Here is a 15,286-nt window from a genome sequence, read left to right as displayed (position 1 = left end):
ATGTGTATAAGAGACAGGAGCTGGCGCAGGCACTCGATGGCCAGCCGCCGGATTTCCACGTCGGCGTGCTCGCTGGCGCGCATGGCGATGAAGTGCCGCCAGGCGCGGTAATTGCCCGTCACGACGATGCGGGTCTCGGTCGCGTTCGGCAGCACGGCCCGCGCGGCCTGACGCGCCTGCTTGCGCCGCAAAATGGCGTTGGGCTGGTCGGCGAATTTGGCCTCCAGCCTGGCCAACAGCTCGGCGTAGGTGGCCCGGCTGGCGTCGGCGGCATCGGTCAGGATCCGTCGCAACTCGGGGTCGTCTTCCATGCCCGGCGGCACCACGACGTCCGACTCGCCCTCCGGCACGTAGCGCTGCGACAGCTGGGAGAAGGAGAAATGCCGGTGCCGGATCAGCTCGTGGGTGAGCGACCGGGAGATGCCGGTGATGTAGAACGACACGTTCGCGTGTTCGAGCACCGAGAAATGGCCCACGTCGATGATGTGCTTGAGGTAGCCAGCATTGGTCGCCGTCTTGGGATTGGGTTTGGACCAGCTTTGATAGCAGGCGCGGCCGGCGAACTCCACCAGCGCCGGCCCGCCGTCGGCGTCCGTGGTCCAGGGCACGTCCGGCGGCGCCAGGAACTCTGTCTTGGCGATCAGTTGCACGCGCAGCGGCGCGGTCTCGGCCACGGCGCTCACCTTAACGCGCTGGCCGAACGCGGAGTTCACCCGATATCAGCGGCGGCAGCAGCGCGTCGCGGAACGCGGCCAACCGCGCGCTCTCGGTGCGACGGGCATGGCACAGCGCCCCCAGGCCGGTGATCGTTTGCCGGGCCGCGGCCGGCAGGCGCCGGACGTCGGGGACCCGGACGTCCAGCAGATCGCCCGGCCGGATCCGCTGGTGGCTGCCCGACGTGCCGGCCGCCCGCCGCCGCAGCCGGTCGGAGACGTGCGGGTGGCGCACGGCGGACCACAGGGCTGAGGCGTCGACGCCGGTGGGCGTCAGGACGACGAACTCGGTGCTGGCCACGGCCATTTCCGGCGGCAGGACGGCCACGTTCCAGATACGCGGGATTCGCGGATTCAGCTTCGCGAACAAGACGCAGGGCACCGAGAGGAGGTACTTGCCGCTCCTGATGGACTCGGCGCTCACGACGCGGGGATTCGCCCCGTCGTCGAAGGCCGGCAGGCTGAAGTGCGCGACCACCTCGTCGAATTCGGCCACGGCGACGAACGCCGACGACCGGCTCGCCAGGCGGCCCAGCGGCGCGCGCCCGGGGGCCGACCCCGCGATGGCCACCATCAGGTTCTCGGCGGCCGCGATCACCCGCTCGTTGGCCGACACCTTGTCGTCGAGGGCGCCGAGCAGTTCGGCGATCGCTGCCCGCTGCGGGGCCGCCACGCTGCGCACCGCCACGTCGCGCAGGATCCGCTGGTTGAGCAGCGGCTGTCCCGATCCGGATCGGTGATCGCCCAGCCGGCAGGTTTGCATCGCGTAGTACCAGTACCGCGTGTCCCGCGCGTCCTTGGCCCGGCAGACCAGTGCGTTTTCGGTGACCCAGACGTCGGATTCGCAGTACCGCAGGGTGCCGCACTGCGAGCCGACGCGCCCGAGCACGATCAGCGGGCCCGTCGCGTTGTGTTCGGTGGCATACCCGATGGCCCCGTTGGCGCCGTAGACGCGGAATTGCCCGCCAGGCGCTCGCCGCGGCGCGCCGGTGCTGAAGAGCAGGTGCTCACCCAGCGTGGTTTTCACCGCAGGCGCTCCAGTTGTTGGCGCACAACGCTTTCCAGGCGCGCGGATTCGTCGAGCGCGGTCAGCAGCTCACCGGTCAGGCGGGTGATCTTCTGATCGACCGGTTCGCCGTCGTCCGCGGCGGCGGGCGTGCCGACGTAACGTCCCGGCGTCAGGGTGTAGCCGGCCGCGGCGATCTCGCCGATCGACGCGGAGCCGCAGAACCCCGGAACATCCTTATATTCAGGGTCTTTCGCGGTCGTAGAGCCCGATCCGCGCCACGCGTGGTAGGCGTCGGCGATGCGCCGCACCTCCTCGTGCGTCAGCGCCCGTTCGCCGCGATCGACCAGGTAGCCGAGCTCACGGGCGTCGATGAACAGCACCTGGCCGGACCGGTGGCCCTTGTCGGCGTCGAAGAACCACAGACACACCGGGATCGACGTGGAGCGAAACAGCTGCGCGGGCAGCGCCACCATGCACGACACCAGGTCGGCGTCGACGATTCGCGCGCGAATGTCGCCCTCCCCCAGGGTGTTCGACGACATCGAACCGTTCGCCATCACCACACCGGCCTTGCCGCCGGGGGCCAGCTTGGACAGGATGTGCTGAAGCCACGCGTAGTTGGCGTTGCCGGCGGGCGGGACGCCGAAGCGCCAGCGCGGGTCCCGCTCGTCGCGCGCCCAATCCTTGATGTTGAAGGGCGGATTGGCCAGCACGTAATCCATCTGCACGCCGGCGTGTTGGTCCTCGACGAACGTGTCGCCCCAGCGCGCGCCCAGGCCCGTGTCGTCGATGCCGTGCACGGCGAGGTTCATCTTCGCCATCCGCCAGGTCTGCTCGACGCTTTCCTGTCCGAAAATCGTGACCCGCGCGGGATCGCCGTCGTGTTCGGCGATGAACCGCTCGGTCTGCACGAACATCCCGCCCGAGCCGCAGCACGGGTCATAGACCCGCCCGCCCGAGGGTTCCAGCAGCTCGACGATCACCCGGACCACGCTGGGCGGGGTGAAGAATTCGCCGCCCCGCCGCCCTTCCGCGCGCGCGAAGTTGCCCAGGAAGTACTCGTACACCTCGCCCATCAGGTCCCGCGCGCGTCCTCGTTCGCCGAGTGGCGCGGCGTCGAGCAGGCGCAGTAGCTCCCCGAGGCGGCGCTGGTCGAGGCTGTCGTACAGGCGGGGCAGCGCCGCCGCCTCCATCGCGTCGTCGACGAGCCGGCCGATATCCGCGCGTTCCGCGTTGTGCGCCAACGCTTCCCACTGCGCGGCGCAGGCGTGCTTGAGGAACACCAGCCCGAGGATGGCGTCCTTGTATTGGCTGGCCGACAGGGAGCCGCGCAGCTTGTTGGCCGCCCTCCACAGCGTGTCCTTGAGGTCCTTGTCCGTCGCCCGCATCAGCTCACCGCCCTCAGGTCGGCGGCCAGGTCGCCCCGGGTGGCGACGCTGAACCCGCCCAGGTCCAGCCACGCGGCCATGGACCGCAGTTCACCGGCCAGCGCCCGCAGCACGCGCGGCCGCGGGATGTCCGGCTCGCCGAATGCGCCCATCACGCGCAGCGTGTCGGCGGCCCGGTCGGCCTTGAGGTCGACGCGCGCGACCAGCCGCCCGTCCATCAGCAGCGGCCACACGTAGTAGCCGTATTGGCGCTTGGCCGCCGGGGTGTAGATCTCGATGCGGTAATGAAACCCGAACAACCGCTCGACCCGCGGCCGAAAGAAGATCAGCGGGTCGAAGGGACACAACAGCGCGGTGCCCCGGTCGGAACGCGGCACTGCCCGGCCGGTGCGCAGGTAGGCCGGCGCGGGCCAGCCGTCCACCTCGACCCGTTCGATATCCCCCGCGGCCACCAGGTCCGCGACCGCCGGCTTGACCTGCTGGGCCGACAGCCGGAAGTAGTCGCGGATGTCCGCCTCGGTGGCCACGCCGAGCGCGCCGGCCGCACGCAGCGTGAGCTCCCGGACGGCCTCGTCGTCGTCGACCTCGCGCGCCAGCACGCTCGCCGGCAGCACCCGCTCCACCAGGTCGTAGTGGCGGGCGAAGCCCACCCGGGTGGCCGTGGTGAGCACGCCGGCCGCGAACAGCGCCTCGGCGACCCACTTGGTGTCGCTGCGGTTCCACCACGTGCCCTTCTTCCTGCGTGGCTCCGCGGCGTATTTCGAGGCGAGGTGCGCTTCGATCTGCCCGGCCGTGCTGGGCCCGAGCTCGGTGACGGCCGCGACGATGTCCTCGGCGAGCTGGGGATTGGCCTTGACGATGTGGGTGCCCCACCGGCCATGGGTGTACTGGCGCATCCGCCAGCGCAGCAGCGGCCAGTCGTCGACGGCCACCAGCGCGGCCTCGTGAGCCCAGTACTCGGCCAGCAGCCGCGACGACCGCGGCCCCCAGGCCGCGCGATCCAGCACGTCGCGGTCGTAGGGACCGAGCCTGCTGAACACCGGGGCGTAATGGGCGCGCACCGCAACGGACACCGAATCCAGTTGCAGCACTTGGATTCTCGATATCAGCCGCTTCAAGTGGGCGCGGGTGACCGGACCGGCGGGCCGCGGCTCGCTAAAGCCTTGGGCCGCAACGGCGATGCGCCGGGCTTGGTCGGCCGACAGGGTCCGGCTGGGCACGGCGCCGAGAATACCGCCCGGGTGCGACAGGGTCCGGCCGCGACGCGGCGAGCCCGGCCTGAACCGCCTATCCCGTGCTGACCTTCCGGTCCAGCGGCACCACGACGCTAGGCTCCGGCGCGTTCTTCTGCTCCTGATAGGCCGACTCGAGAGCGGCCGGGACCGCCTCGAGGTCGCGGTAGACGCCCATCAACTGCTCGAGGACGCTGATCCGTTGCTGAATCGCCTCGTCGGCGGCGCGGCGGGCCTGCTCGCGGTAGTGATCGGCCTCCCGCTGGGCGTCGCGCCACGCCTTGTCGATCGCCGCCTCGGTTTCGGCACGCTTCTCGGCCAATTCGGCCTCCAGCTGCTTCTTGGTTTCCTCGTAATCGGTTTCCATGGCTTTTCGTTGCTCGGCCATCTCCGCCAACTCCTGTTCGTGCTTTCGCTGCGCGGCCTCGACTTCGGCCTCGGTCGCCGCGATCAGCGCGTCCGCCTCGCTCCGCGCCTCGGCCTGCATCTCGGCAACCTCGTCGACCGCGCGGCGCAGCATCTGCGCCATCCGCCGCTGCACCGCGTGGGGTGAGGGTGAGGTGTCGGTGAGGAGGGCGACCTCCTTGCGCAGCGCGGCCGTCTGGTCGCCGGCTTCCTTCAACCGGGTCCGCAGGCTCTCCACGTCGGAGAGCAACAGCTGCTGCTTGGTGGTCAGCATCTCGATGTGGGCGTCGACCGCGGTCGGGTCATAACCCCTGAACATGCGAGTGAACGATTTCGTGGGTTCGGTTATCACTGCCAATTCCCCCTCCTGGCAATTGATGTCTTTGTCGAGACCGACCCCCGCGTCCGAGTATGTCACGGGCGCGGAGACCGACGGCTCATGCCCGACGGTAGCTGTGCAGCCGGTACCGCAGCCCCGTGCGGCTGACCTGCCACTCCCCCGTCTCGCCCAGCCAGCTGTCGTCGAGCACCGGGGCCAACGCGTCGTCGTCGTCGCGTCGAAGGTCGACTTCGACCTCGGTCACCTCGCACCGGGTGGCGTGCGGCAGGGCGAGCAGATACACCTGCTCACCGCCGATCACCCAGGTCTGCGGCTCGCCCTCGCAACCGCCGAGGGCCGCTTCGAGCGAACCGACGACCCGCGCCCCGTCGGCGACGAAGTCCCCCCGGCGCGAGAGTACGACATTGGTGCGACCCGGCAACGGCCGGACCTTGGTCGGCAACGACTCCCACGTGCGCCGGCCCATCACGACCGTGTGCCCGAAGGTCAGCTCTTTGAAGCGGGCCAGGTCCTCGGGCACCCGCCAGGGAATGTCGCCGCCGCGGCCGATGATGCCGGATGTCGACTGAGCCCAGATCAACCCCAGCTGCGTCATACTCGCCACTCCTTGACCCCAGCTTCGCTGGCGTCGTCGTCGGCGCGGGTCATACCGCGACGGGGGCTTTGATCGCCGGGTGCGGGTCGTAGTTCTTCACGACGACGTCGTCGTACGTGTAGTCGAAGATCGAATCCCTGTGCGCCAGAACCAGTTCCGGGTACGGCCGCGGCTCGCGGCTAAGCTGGGTCCGCACCTGCTCGACGTGGTTGTCGTAGATGTGGCAATCGCCGCCCGTCCAGACGAACTCGCCGACCGACAGCCCCGCCTGCGCGGCCATCATGTGGGTGAGCAGCGCGTAGCTGGCGATGTTGAACGGCACCCCGAGAAACAGGTCGGCGCTGCGCTGATACAGCTGGCAGCTCAACCGCCCGTCGGCGACGTAGAACTGGAAGAACGCGTGACACGGCGGCAGCGCCATCTGCGGGATCTCCCCGACGTTCCACGCCGACACGATGATGCGCCGCGAGTCCGGGTCGGTGCGCAGCAAGTCCAGCGCCGCGCTGATCTGGTCGATGTGCTCGCCCGTCGGCGTGGGCCACGACCGCCACTGCACGCCGTAGATCGGCCCGAGATCGCCCGTGGGACTTGCCCATTCGTCCCAGATGGTGACGCCGTGCTCGTGCAGCCAGGCGACGTTGGAGTCGCCGCGCAGGAACCACAGCAACTCGTAGACCACCGACTTCAGATGCACCTTCTTGGTGGTGAGCAGCGGAAAGCCGGCAGACAGGTCGTAGCGGATCTGCTGGCCGAACAGGCTGCGGGTGCCGGTGCCGGTGCGGTCGGATTTGGCCGTGCCCCGCTCGAGCACCACGCGCAGCAGGTCCTCGTAGGGCGTGGGAACCGGCACGCGGCCAGCTTAGCGGCGATCGCAAGCGCGGCGAAGCCGGGCGCGGCGGGTCGACGCCAAAAAATCGGTCCAGCCCTCCGGAGTAGAACGGAGGCCATGCCGAAAATCACCGACAACGTCACCACCGCCGATGGCACGTGTCCCGTCGGCCTGTTCACCCCCGAGGGAACCGGTCCCTGGCCGGGCGTAGTCATGTACTGCGACGCCGGCGGGGTGCGCGACACCTTCGACCAGATGGCCGCCAAGCTGGCCGGATTCGGTTACGCCGTGCTACTTCCCGACGTCTACTACCGCAGCGGCGATTGGGCCCCGTTCGACATGGCCACCGTCTTCGGCGACGAGCGGGAACGCCGGCGCCTGTTCGGCATGATCGGCAGCATCACGCCGGACAAGATGGCCGGCGACGCCGCCGCGTTCTTCGACTACCTCGCGACCCGCCCGGAGGTGTGCGGGGAGCGCTTCGGCGTGTGCGGCTACTGCATGGGCGGCCGCGCGTCCCTGGTGGTCGCCGGCCGGGTCCCGGAGCGTGTCGCCGCCGCGGCGTCGTTCCACGGCGGCGGCCTGGTGACCGACACTGCGGACAGCCCGCATCTGCTCGCGGACCGGATAACCGCCACCGTCTACGTCGGCGGCGCCAAGGACGACGCGTCCTTCACCCGCGACCACGCCGAGCAGCTCGACAAGGCGCTGACCGCGGCCGGCGTGCAGCACACCATCGAGTGGTATCCGGCCGCCCACGGGTTCGCGGTGCCGGACAACACGCCCTATGACCCCGCCGCGGCCGAGCGGCACTGGCAGGCCATGACCGAGGTGTTCGGTTCGGCCTTAGGTGCCTAACCCCTCCAGCATCAGCGTCGCGGCGACGCTCGCACCGTCGGGGCGGATCCTCGCGGCCACCGCGCTCGCCCGACCGCGGGCCTGTGGCGTCAAAACCGGCTCGAGCGCGGCCGCCAGCGACTCGGCCGTCGGAGCCGGGCCGTCATGCGCGTTGCCGATGCCCAGCTCCGCCACCCGGGCGGCCCAGTACGGCTGATCGGCGCCCTGGGGCACCAACACCTGCGGCGCACCGGCCCGCGCGGCCGTGGTCGTGGTGCCCGCGCCACCGTGGTGCACGACGGCGGCGACGTGGGCGAAGAGCGCCCGATGGTTCAGCTCGCCGACACCCAGGCAGTCGTCCCGGTCGTCTATCGGGGCCAGGCCGGACCAGCCGCGGTAAAGAATCGCGCGGTGGCCGTGCGCGCGCACGGCCTCGACGACGGCCCGGGAAAGGTCCTTGGCGGCACGCATGGGCATGCTGCCGAAGCCCACGTACACCGGCGCCGGCCCGGCGTCCAGGAACGCCGACAGCGCCGGCGGAAGGGGGCGTTCGTCGGCCAGCAGCCACGCCCCGGTCTGGATCACGTCAAGCCCGCTGTTTTCCGGCCACGGGCTCAGGACCGGGTCCACCGCCAGCCAGGGACGCTCGGTGAGCGCATAGTCGCGGACGTCGTCCAGCGGCGGGAGGCCCAGCCTCGCGCGGTGACTGTTGAGTGTCGCGCCGAACAGCGTGTTCATCTGCTGCGCGTCCGTCCGCCACAGCACCCGGTTGTCGATCAGGCCCTCCGGCAGCTGGCCGGCATAGGTGGGGGGCAGGTGGTGGGGCGACGGCAGGATCGTGGGTTGGTAGCTCACGTACACGTAGGGGATGCCCAACCGCTCGGCCACCGACCGCGCACCCGCCGCGACCGGCGGGAATCCGGTCGCCACCAGCAGGTCGCATCCGTCGGCCGCGGCGGCCACGGTGTCGAACTGCGCGGCGACGAGCCCGTCCAGGTGCCGGCGCAACTGGTCCTCCGAGGGCGTGAGGCTTGCCGCCATCGCGCGCCACGAATCGCCGAATGGCACCAGCGGCAGGCCGATATCGGCGAGCAAGTCCGCGAATTCCCGGTCCGGCGGTGCGCACACCCGAACCTCGGCGCCGAGCGCCCGCAACTGAACCCCGACCGCTGCGAGCGGTTCGACCGCCCCGCGCGAGTCGTGGGTGGACAGCAGCACGCGCATTCCGATGCTCGTCACCTCCGGGATTCGTGAGCGGACCGACACATTCTCATGAAATGCGAGTGCGGTGACGGGCACGTCGGGGCGACACGCCCGCACGCCGACGAATGTCGCTGCGCGACAGAGAGTTTCCCATCCGGCGTCCGCTCCGCGCTAAAAATCAGTGCGAGCGCAACTAACTGGGGGGCAGGCCCACCAACGCGGCCAGGCGGGCCCGGTGACGGTATGCGGTGCCGAAGGCCAACTGGTCGCTCTTGGCCCGCTTGAGGTATAGGTGGGCGGGATACTCCCACGTCATGCCGATGCCACCGTGTAGCTGGACGCACTCCTCGGCCGCGTGCACGGCGACGCCGCTGCAATATGCCTGGGCGAGGGCCGCCGCGACGGGCGCGTCGTCGTCGTCCCGGGCGCACGTGTCGGCGGCGTGGCGGGCCGCCGCGGTCGCGGCGCTGACCTCGAACCACAGATCGGCCAGCCGGTGCTTGATCGCCTGGTACGAGCCGATCGCGCGGCCGAACTGCTTGCGCTGCTTGGCATAATCCAGGGTCGTCGCGAAACACCACTGGGCGACTCCGAGTTGCTCGGACGCCAGCAGCGCCGCCCCGGTGCGCAGGGCCTCGGCGATCGGGCCGTCCGCCGGCCCGACGCGCGACGAGTCGGCCGCCGAAAAGCTCACGTCCGCAAGGGGTCTCGTCATGTCCAAGGCCAGCAGCGGCGACACCTGGACACCCGCGGCGGCCCGGGAGACGGTATGCAGCTCCAGCCCGTCCGGGCCGGCGACCGGCACCACCAGCACGTCGGCCCCCGCGGCGCCGGCGACGCTGGTGACCGACCCGCTCAGCCCGTCGGAGCCGCCGCTCACCGAGGGCACCGGATCGCCGGGCCCGGTCGACAACGGCACCGCCAAGGCGGCGGTCAGCTCACCTCGCGCCAGCGCGGAGACGGTTTCGGTGTCGCCGGCGGCCAACAGCGCGACCGTGGCCAGCACCGCGCTGGACAAGTACGGCACCGGCGCGACGGCCCGGCCGATCTCCTCCATGACGACCGCGACCTCCCGAGCGCCGGCGCCCGCGCCGCCGAGCGACTCCGGGACCAGCAGGCCGGCCACCCCCAGCTCGACGGCCAGGGTGCGCCAGACGTTCGAGAAGTCTGGTGGCTCGGCGTCGTAGGCGCGGGCCACCGCTTCCGGCGGGCAACGGTCGGCGAACAGGTGCCGAACGCTGTCGCGCAAAGCCTCCTCGGTATCGGAGTACAGCAGGTCGCTCATCGATCCAGGTCCTTCCAGGCGACATCCTTGTCGACGCGGTGCTCGCCGGGCAGGCCGAGGATGCGTTCGGAGATGGTGTTGCGCAGGATTTCCGAGGTGCCGCCCTCGATCGAATTGCCGCGCGCGCGTAAGTAGCGGTAACCGGGCTCGCGCCCGATCAGGTCGACGGTCTCGGTCCTGCGCATGGTCCAGTCGTCGTACCGCAGACCCGCCTCGCCGTGCAGCTCGATCTCGAAACCCGAAATGGCTTGCGCCAGCTTGGCGAAGGCGATCTTCATGCCCGCGCCTTCCGGCCCGGGCTGACCGGCCTGGGCCTGTTGCCGCAACCGTTCGCCGGCCAGCCGGAGCACCTCCGCGTCGACCCACAGTTTCATCAGCTCGTCGTGCAGCGCGGGGTCGCGCAGCGCGGGGTTGTCCCGCCACGCCTTGGTGACCTTCCCGATCATGCCGCCCTCACGCGGAGTTCCGGCGCGGGTGCCGATGGCGACGCGCTCGTTGTTGAGCGTGGTGGTCGCGACCCGCCAGCCGCCGCCGACCGGGCCGAGCCGGTTCGCGTCGGGCACCCGGACCTCGGTGAGGAACACCTCGTTGAATTCGGCCTCGCCGGTGATCTGGCGCAGCGGACGCACCTCGACGCCGGGCTGGGTCATGTCGCACAGGAAGTACGTCAGGCCAAAGTGTTTGGGCACCGTCGGGTCGGTGCGGGCGACCAGGATGGCCATCTGCGCGTGCTGCGCCATCGACGTCCACACCTTCTGCCCGTTGACAATCCAGTCGTCACCGTCGCGGACCGCCCGGGTTGCCAACCCCGCCAGGTCCGATCCCGCGCCGGGTTCGCTGAACAACTGGCAGTACACCTGCTCGCCAGTGAACAAGGGGCGCAGAAACTTTCGCTTCTGTTCGTCGGTGCCGAACGCGGCGATGGTGGGCGCCGCCATCCCCATGCCGATGAAGTTCTTGGGGGTGCCACCCACCGGCGCGCCCGCCGCGGACAGCTGGGCGTCGACGAGTTCCTGAGCCTTGCGCGGCAGATCAAGGCCGCCGAAACCGCGCGGCAGATGCACCCAGGCCAGCCCCGCATCGTATTGCGCCCCAAGGAATTCGCGAGCGTCGGTGGCCGCCGGGTCGTGCTCGTCCAGCAGCGCCTGCACCCGCCCCTGGAGGTCGACCGACCACTCTTCGGTGCTCATGGCTAGCCCTGCGGCCGCGTTTGGAAGCCCTGCGCCGCGCCCAGCAGCAGGCCACCGTCGATGACCATCGTTTCACCGGTGATCCAGCTCGCGGCGTCGGAAACCAAGAAGGCCACGGCCGCGGCGACGTCGGCGGGTTCGCCGATGCGCCCGAGCGCGATCGAGGACGCGAGCGGGTCCTCGTGGTCCTTCCACAGCGCCTCGGCCAGCCGGGTGCGCACCACGCCGGGGGCGATCGCGTTGACGCGGACGCGGGGCGAGAGCTCCAGCGCCAGCTGCTTGGTGGCGTGGATCAGCGCGGCCTTGGTGGCGTTGTACATGCCCATGGCCGGCGACTGGTGCAGGCCGCCGATGGAGGCGGTGTTGACGATCGCGCCGCCGTGCTCGCCCATCCACGACTTGACGACGAGCGAGGTCCACAGCAGCGGCGCCCAGAGGTTGACGTCGAAGATCTTGGTGAAGCGGGCGTGGTCCTGGTCGATCAGCGGGCCGTAGGCCGGGTTGGTGCCGGCGTTGTTGATCAGGATGTCCGCGCTGCCGAAACGTTCGAGCGTGAGGTCCACGCAGCGCCGGGCGGCGTCCTCGTCGACCGCGTGCGCCCCGACGCCCAGGGCGTTGCCGTCCACCTGCGCGGCGGCCTCGTCGGCGGCCTCCTGCTTGCGGGCGGTGAGCACCACGTTCGCCCCCGCGGCCGCGAGCTGCTGGGCGATCGCGAGCCCGATGCCGCGGGAGGCGCCGGTGATGATCGCGGTTCGGCCGCTCAGATCCAGTGATGTCATCGTGGTGCGCCTTCCGTTGCGGTGCGTTTGCCGATGTTTATGCGGGTGTGTGCGTGGTATGCGACGCGCATGTCAGTGAAATTAACCCCCATGAAAAGACTGATGGTGGGCGGGGCGGCGGCCGCTGCGATCGCCGTGGCGCCGATCGCCATGACCGATTCCCACGTCGTCGCGGCTGCGCCGTCCGCGGCGCCCACGCACGTCGTCTTCAAGGACGACCCGGGCGGCGGCGGTTGCGACGCGAACGGCAACTGCGGCTCCGGTGGCCAGTTCAACGGGCCCGGCGGCGGTCCCGGCGGTCAGGGCTGCGTGCCGGGCGTCGGCTGCGGCTCCGGCGGCCAAAACGCGGGACCCGGCGGCATTCCGGGCGGACAGGGTTGCCTGCCCGGCGTCGGCTGCGGTTCCGGCCACGCCTGATCAGCTCCGGGCCTCCCGGAGCCTGGTGATCCAGGCCCGGGATTCCGCGGGGTCGATGACGTCGTCGAGTTCGAATGTGGTGGCGGCCCGCAGCGCCTTGCCGTGCTGGTAGGCCGCGGCCACCAGCTTGTCGAACAGTTCCTGGCGTTTGACGGGGTCGCCCTCCGCGGCCAGCTCCTTGCTGAACCCGAGGCGCACCGCGCCCTCGAGCCCCATCCCGCCGATCTCGCCGGTCGGCCACGCGACGGTGAATTGCGGGGCGCGGAAGGAACCGCCGGCCATCGCCATCGCGCCCAGCCCGTATCCCTTCCGCAGGATGATCATTCCGAGCGGCACGGTCAACCGCGCGCCCAGCACGAACATCCGCCCGAACCGCCGGACCGCCGCCTGGACCTCCGCATCGGGGCCCACCATGAAGCCCGGGGTGTCGCACAGCGAAATGACCGGCAGCCCAAACGATTCGCAGAGGGCCAGGAAGTCGCCGGCCTTGTCGGCCGCCTCGGCGTCGATGGCGCCGCCCAGGTGGTGGGTGCTGTTCGCGATCAGCCCGTACGCCGCCCCTTCGACGCGGACGAGGGCGGTGACGATGCCGACGCCGTAGTCGGGTCGCAACTGAAGCACCGAGCCGGTGTCGACGATCGCCTCGATCGCCCGATGCACGTCGTAGGCGCGTAATCGGTTCTCCGGCACCACATGCCGGGCCAGCCGCGGATCCGGCGCGGCCCAATCGTCCACGCCGCCCTGGAAATACGACAGATACTGCTTGGCCAGCGATACCGCGTGCGCCTCGTCGCGCGCGACGAGGCCGACCACGCCGTTGCGTCGCTGCACGCCGATCGGACCGATGGCCTCCGGCGGGTACACGCCGAGCCCGCCGCCCTCGATCATCGCGGGCCCACCCATCCCGATGTTGGCGTCCGGGGTCGCGATGATCACGTCGCACACCCCGGCCAGCGCGGCGTTCCCGGCGAAGCACCGGCCGGAGACGATCGATATCAACGGCACCCGCCCGCTCAGCGCGGCCAGCATCCGGAACGTCGGCACGTCCAGCCCGGCAACGCCGCCGACGTCGGTGTCGCCCGGCCGGCCACCGCCGCCCTCGGCGAACAGCACCACGGGCAGCCCTTTCCGGGTGGCCAGGTCGAATGCCCGGTCGGTCTTGGCGTGGTTGCGCATGCCTTGCGTGCCGGCCAGCACGGTGTAGTCATAGGACACGACGACGGCCTCGGCCGCGGCCCGCCCGAAGCGGTCGGCGCCGATCGTGGCCAGGCCGGCGACCAGGCCGTCGGCCGGGGTGTTGGCGATCAGGTCCTCCTCCGAGCGCCGGCTGCGTTGCGCCGCGATGGCCAGTGCGCCGTATTCGACGAAGCTGCCGGGATCGACGAGATCGGCGATGTTCTCCCGCGCCGTGCGGCGACCCTGCCGGTGCCGCTTGGCCACCGCGGCCTCCCGGCCCTCATCGAGGGTGAACAGGTGCCGCCGGCGCACCTCCTCGAGGTCCGCGCGCGTCCGGTCGAGATCCGTTGCCGCCGTTGCCAACTCGCCCCCAGCGGCGGCGTCGGTGCGGGTGAAGACCAGCAGCGGGTCGCCGGTGCCGACCACCTGCCCGGGCGACACCAGGACGCGCACGGTCCGCAGCGCGTCCGGCGCGGCGAGCACATGCTGCATCTTCATCGCCTCGAGGACGACGAGCTGGGCGCCCGCGCCGAAGTCGGCGCCCTCGGGCACCACCTCGACGACGGTGCCGGCCAGCTGGGCACGCAGTGCGTCCTCGCCGGGATACAGCTCGACCGGCGCGGCGCGGACCTCGTGCTGGTGTGTCGACGCCGCCGCCGCCAGCTCCGGCAGCTTGTCGTCGAGGAAAGCGGTGGTCACCCAACCGGATTCCAGCGCGGGATCACCCAGCAGCTCACGCAGGAAGTCGACGTTGGTGCGGACGCCCTCGATGCCGAACTCCGCGAGGGCGGTGCGGGCCTTCCGCAGCGCCGCCGGGGCCGACGACCCGTGCACGTGCGCGACGACCTTGGCCAGCAGCGAGTCGTATTGCGCGTTGACGACCAGGCCGGCCCGGCCGTAGGTGTCGACGCGGATCCCGGGCCCGCTCGGCGGCGCGAACACGGTAAGCGTGCCGGCCGCGGGCACGACGGACAGGTCGGGCGCGAACGTCTCCGCGTTGACCCGGGCCTGGATCGCGATGCCGCGATGCGCGGCGGGCTCGCCGATGACTTCGTTACCGTCGGAGGCGATTCCGGCCGGCAGGCCCAGCTGGTAATAGGAGGCGCCGCCCGCGATGGCCAGCTGGAGGGCCACCAGGTCGAAGCCGGTCGTCTCCTCGGTGATGGTGTGCTCCACCTGGATTCTTGGGTTCACTTCGAGGAACACGAATTCCTCACCGGCGACCAGGAATTCGACCGTGGCCAGCCCACGCAGCGCGACGCGCGCGCACAACCTGGCCGCGGCCTGGTGCAAATCGTGCCGCAGCCTGTCGGAAAGCCCTTGGGCGGGGGCGATTTCGACGAGCTTCTGATAGCGCCGCTGGATGCTGCAGTCGCGGTCGCCGAGCGCGAGCGCGCGCGTTTGGTGCCCCGCCGGCGCGGCGACGACCTGAACCTCGATGTGTCGCGCGCCGTCGAGCAGCGCCTCGGCGAACAGCGCGGGATCGCCGAAGCCCAGTTGCGCCTCCGCGGCACACTGTCGGCACGCACCGGCGATCTGGTCGGCGCGGCGCACCGCGCGCATCCCCCGGCCGCCCCCGCCGGCGAGCGCCTTGATCATGATGGCCCCGCCCCGGGCCGCGAAGAACGCCTCGATGTCCGCGACGCTGCTCGGCCCGTCGGTCGCGGCCAACACCGGCACCCCGGCGGCGACGGCGGCGGCGCGGGCGGCGGACTTGTTGCCCAGCAGTTCGAGCGCGTCGGCGCCGGGCCCGACGAACGCGTACCCCGCGCCGACACAGGCACGAGCGAATTCGGCGTTCTCGCTGAGGAAGCCGTACCCGGGGTGGATCAGTTCCGCACCCGAGCTCTTGGCCGCGGCCAGCAGGGCGGGCTGGTCCAGGTAGGCG

At 70.8% G+C, this 15,286-nt stretch carries 14 protein-coding genes; 2 read left to right on the top strand and 12 right to left on the bottom strand.

Annotation, left to right across the window (positions count from 1 at the left end):
• The 7 genes from thyX to WU80_RS20865 form a co-directional block, all read right to left on the bottom strand.
• Positions 1 to 674, bottom strand: a 674-nt coding sequence (gene thyX / locus WU80_RS20895; RefSeq protein WP_055405829.1) for an FAD-dependent thymidylate synthase, incomplete at its 3' end; no start/stop codon positions are given.
• A 10-nt stretch (positions 675 to 684) separates the two neighbouring features.
• A complete protein-coding gene (locus WU80_RS20890; protein ID WP_055405423.1) occupies positions 685 to 1,740 on the bottom strand; it encodes a hypothetical protein in 1,056 nt (351 codons plus the stop codon).
• Positions 1,737 to 3,110, bottom strand: coding sequence for an N-6 DNA methylase (locus WU80_RS20885; RefSeq protein ID WP_055405424.1), 1,374 nt, complete (start codon positions 3,108 to 3,110; stop codon positions 1,737 to 1,739). Before WU80_RS20885 ends, WU80_RS20890 begins: the two co-directional genes overlap by 4 nt.
• A complete protein-coding gene (locus WU80_RS20880; RefSeq protein ID WP_197281336.1) occupies positions 3,110 to 4,360 on the bottom strand; it encodes a winged helix-turn-helix domain-containing protein in 1,251 nt (416 codons plus the stop codon). The genes WU80_RS20885 and WU80_RS20880 overlap by 1 nt, the downstream gene beginning before the upstream one ends.
• Before the next feature lie 37 nt (positions 4,361 to 4,397).
• A complete protein-coding gene (locus WU80_RS20875) occupies positions 4,398 to 5,099 on the bottom strand; it encodes a cell division protein DivIVA (protein WP_055405430.1) in 702 nt (233 codons plus the stop codon).
• 85 nt (positions 5,100 to 5,184) lie between these two features.
• A complete protein-coding gene (locus WU80_RS20870; protein WP_055405426.1) occupies positions 5,185 to 5,682 on the bottom strand; it encodes a dihydrofolate reductase in 498 nt (165 codons plus the stop codon).
• A 49-nt stretch (positions 5,683 to 5,731) separates the two neighbouring features.
• Positions 5,732 to 6,532, bottom strand: a complete 801-nt coding sequence (locus tag WU80_RS20865; protein ID WP_055405427.1) for a thymidylate synthase — start codon at positions 6,530 to 6,532, stop codon at positions 5,732 to 5,734.
• Positions 6,533 to 6,628: 96 nt separating this feature from the next.
• Between WU80_RS20865 and WU80_RS20860 the strand changes: the two genes are divergently transcribed.
• Entirely contained in the window at positions 6,629 to 7,369 is a 741-nt protein-coding gene (locus tag WU80_RS20860) for a dienelactone hydrolase family protein (protein ID WP_055405428.1), read from the top strand.
• Here WU80_RS20860 and WU80_RS20855 read toward each other — a convergent pair.
• The 4 genes from WU80_RS20855 to WU80_RS20840 all read right to left on the bottom strand — a co-directional run bounded on the left by WU80_RS20855 (position 7,358) and on the right by WU80_RS20840 (position 11,805).
• Entirely contained in the window at positions 7,358 to 8,572 is a 1,215-nt protein-coding gene (locus tag WU80_RS20855) for a glycosyltransferase (protein ID WP_055405828.1), read from the bottom strand. The genes WU80_RS20860 and WU80_RS20855 overlap by 12 nt on opposite strands.
• Before the next feature lie 172 nt (positions 8,573 to 8,744).
• Entirely contained in the window at positions 8,745 to 9,836 is a 1,092-nt protein-coding gene (locus WU80_RS20850; protein WP_055405672.1) for an acyl-CoA dehydrogenase family protein, read from the bottom strand.
• Positions 9,833 to 11,026, bottom strand: a complete 1,194-nt coding sequence (locus tag WU80_RS20845; protein ID WP_055405827.1) for an acyl-CoA dehydrogenase family protein — start codon at positions 11,024 to 11,026, stop codon at positions 9,833 to 9,835. Before WU80_RS20845 ends, WU80_RS20850 begins: the two co-directional genes overlap by 4 nt.
• A 2-nt stretch (positions 11,027 to 11,028) precedes the next feature.
• Entirely contained in the window at positions 11,029 to 11,805 is a 777-nt protein-coding gene (locus WU80_RS20840) for an SDR family oxidoreductase (RefSeq protein ID WP_055405613.1), read from the bottom strand.
• 90 nt (positions 11,806 to 11,895) lie between these two features.
• Between WU80_RS20840 and WU80_RS20835 the strand changes: the two genes are divergently transcribed.
• A complete protein-coding gene (locus tag WU80_RS20835; RefSeq protein WP_055405614.1) occupies positions 11,896 to 12,222 on the top strand; it encodes a hypothetical protein in 327 nt (108 codons plus the stop codon).
• Here the strand turns inward: WU80_RS20835 and WU80_RS20830 are convergent.
• Positions 12,223 to 15,286, bottom strand: a 3,064-nt coding sequence (locus WU80_RS20830; RefSeq protein WP_055405826.1) for a carboxyl transferase domain-containing protein, incomplete at its 5' end; no start/stop codon positions are given. It lies immediately after the preceding gene.

The organism is Mycobacterium sp. UM_11, from assembly GCF_001414075.1.
Classification (GTDB): domain Bacteria; phylum Actinomycetota; class Actinomycetes; order Mycobacteriales; family Mycobacteriaceae; genus Mycobacterium.
The sequence above is the reverse complement of the archived record's forward strand: the minus strand, read 5'-3'. Positions and strand labels throughout refer to the sequence as shown.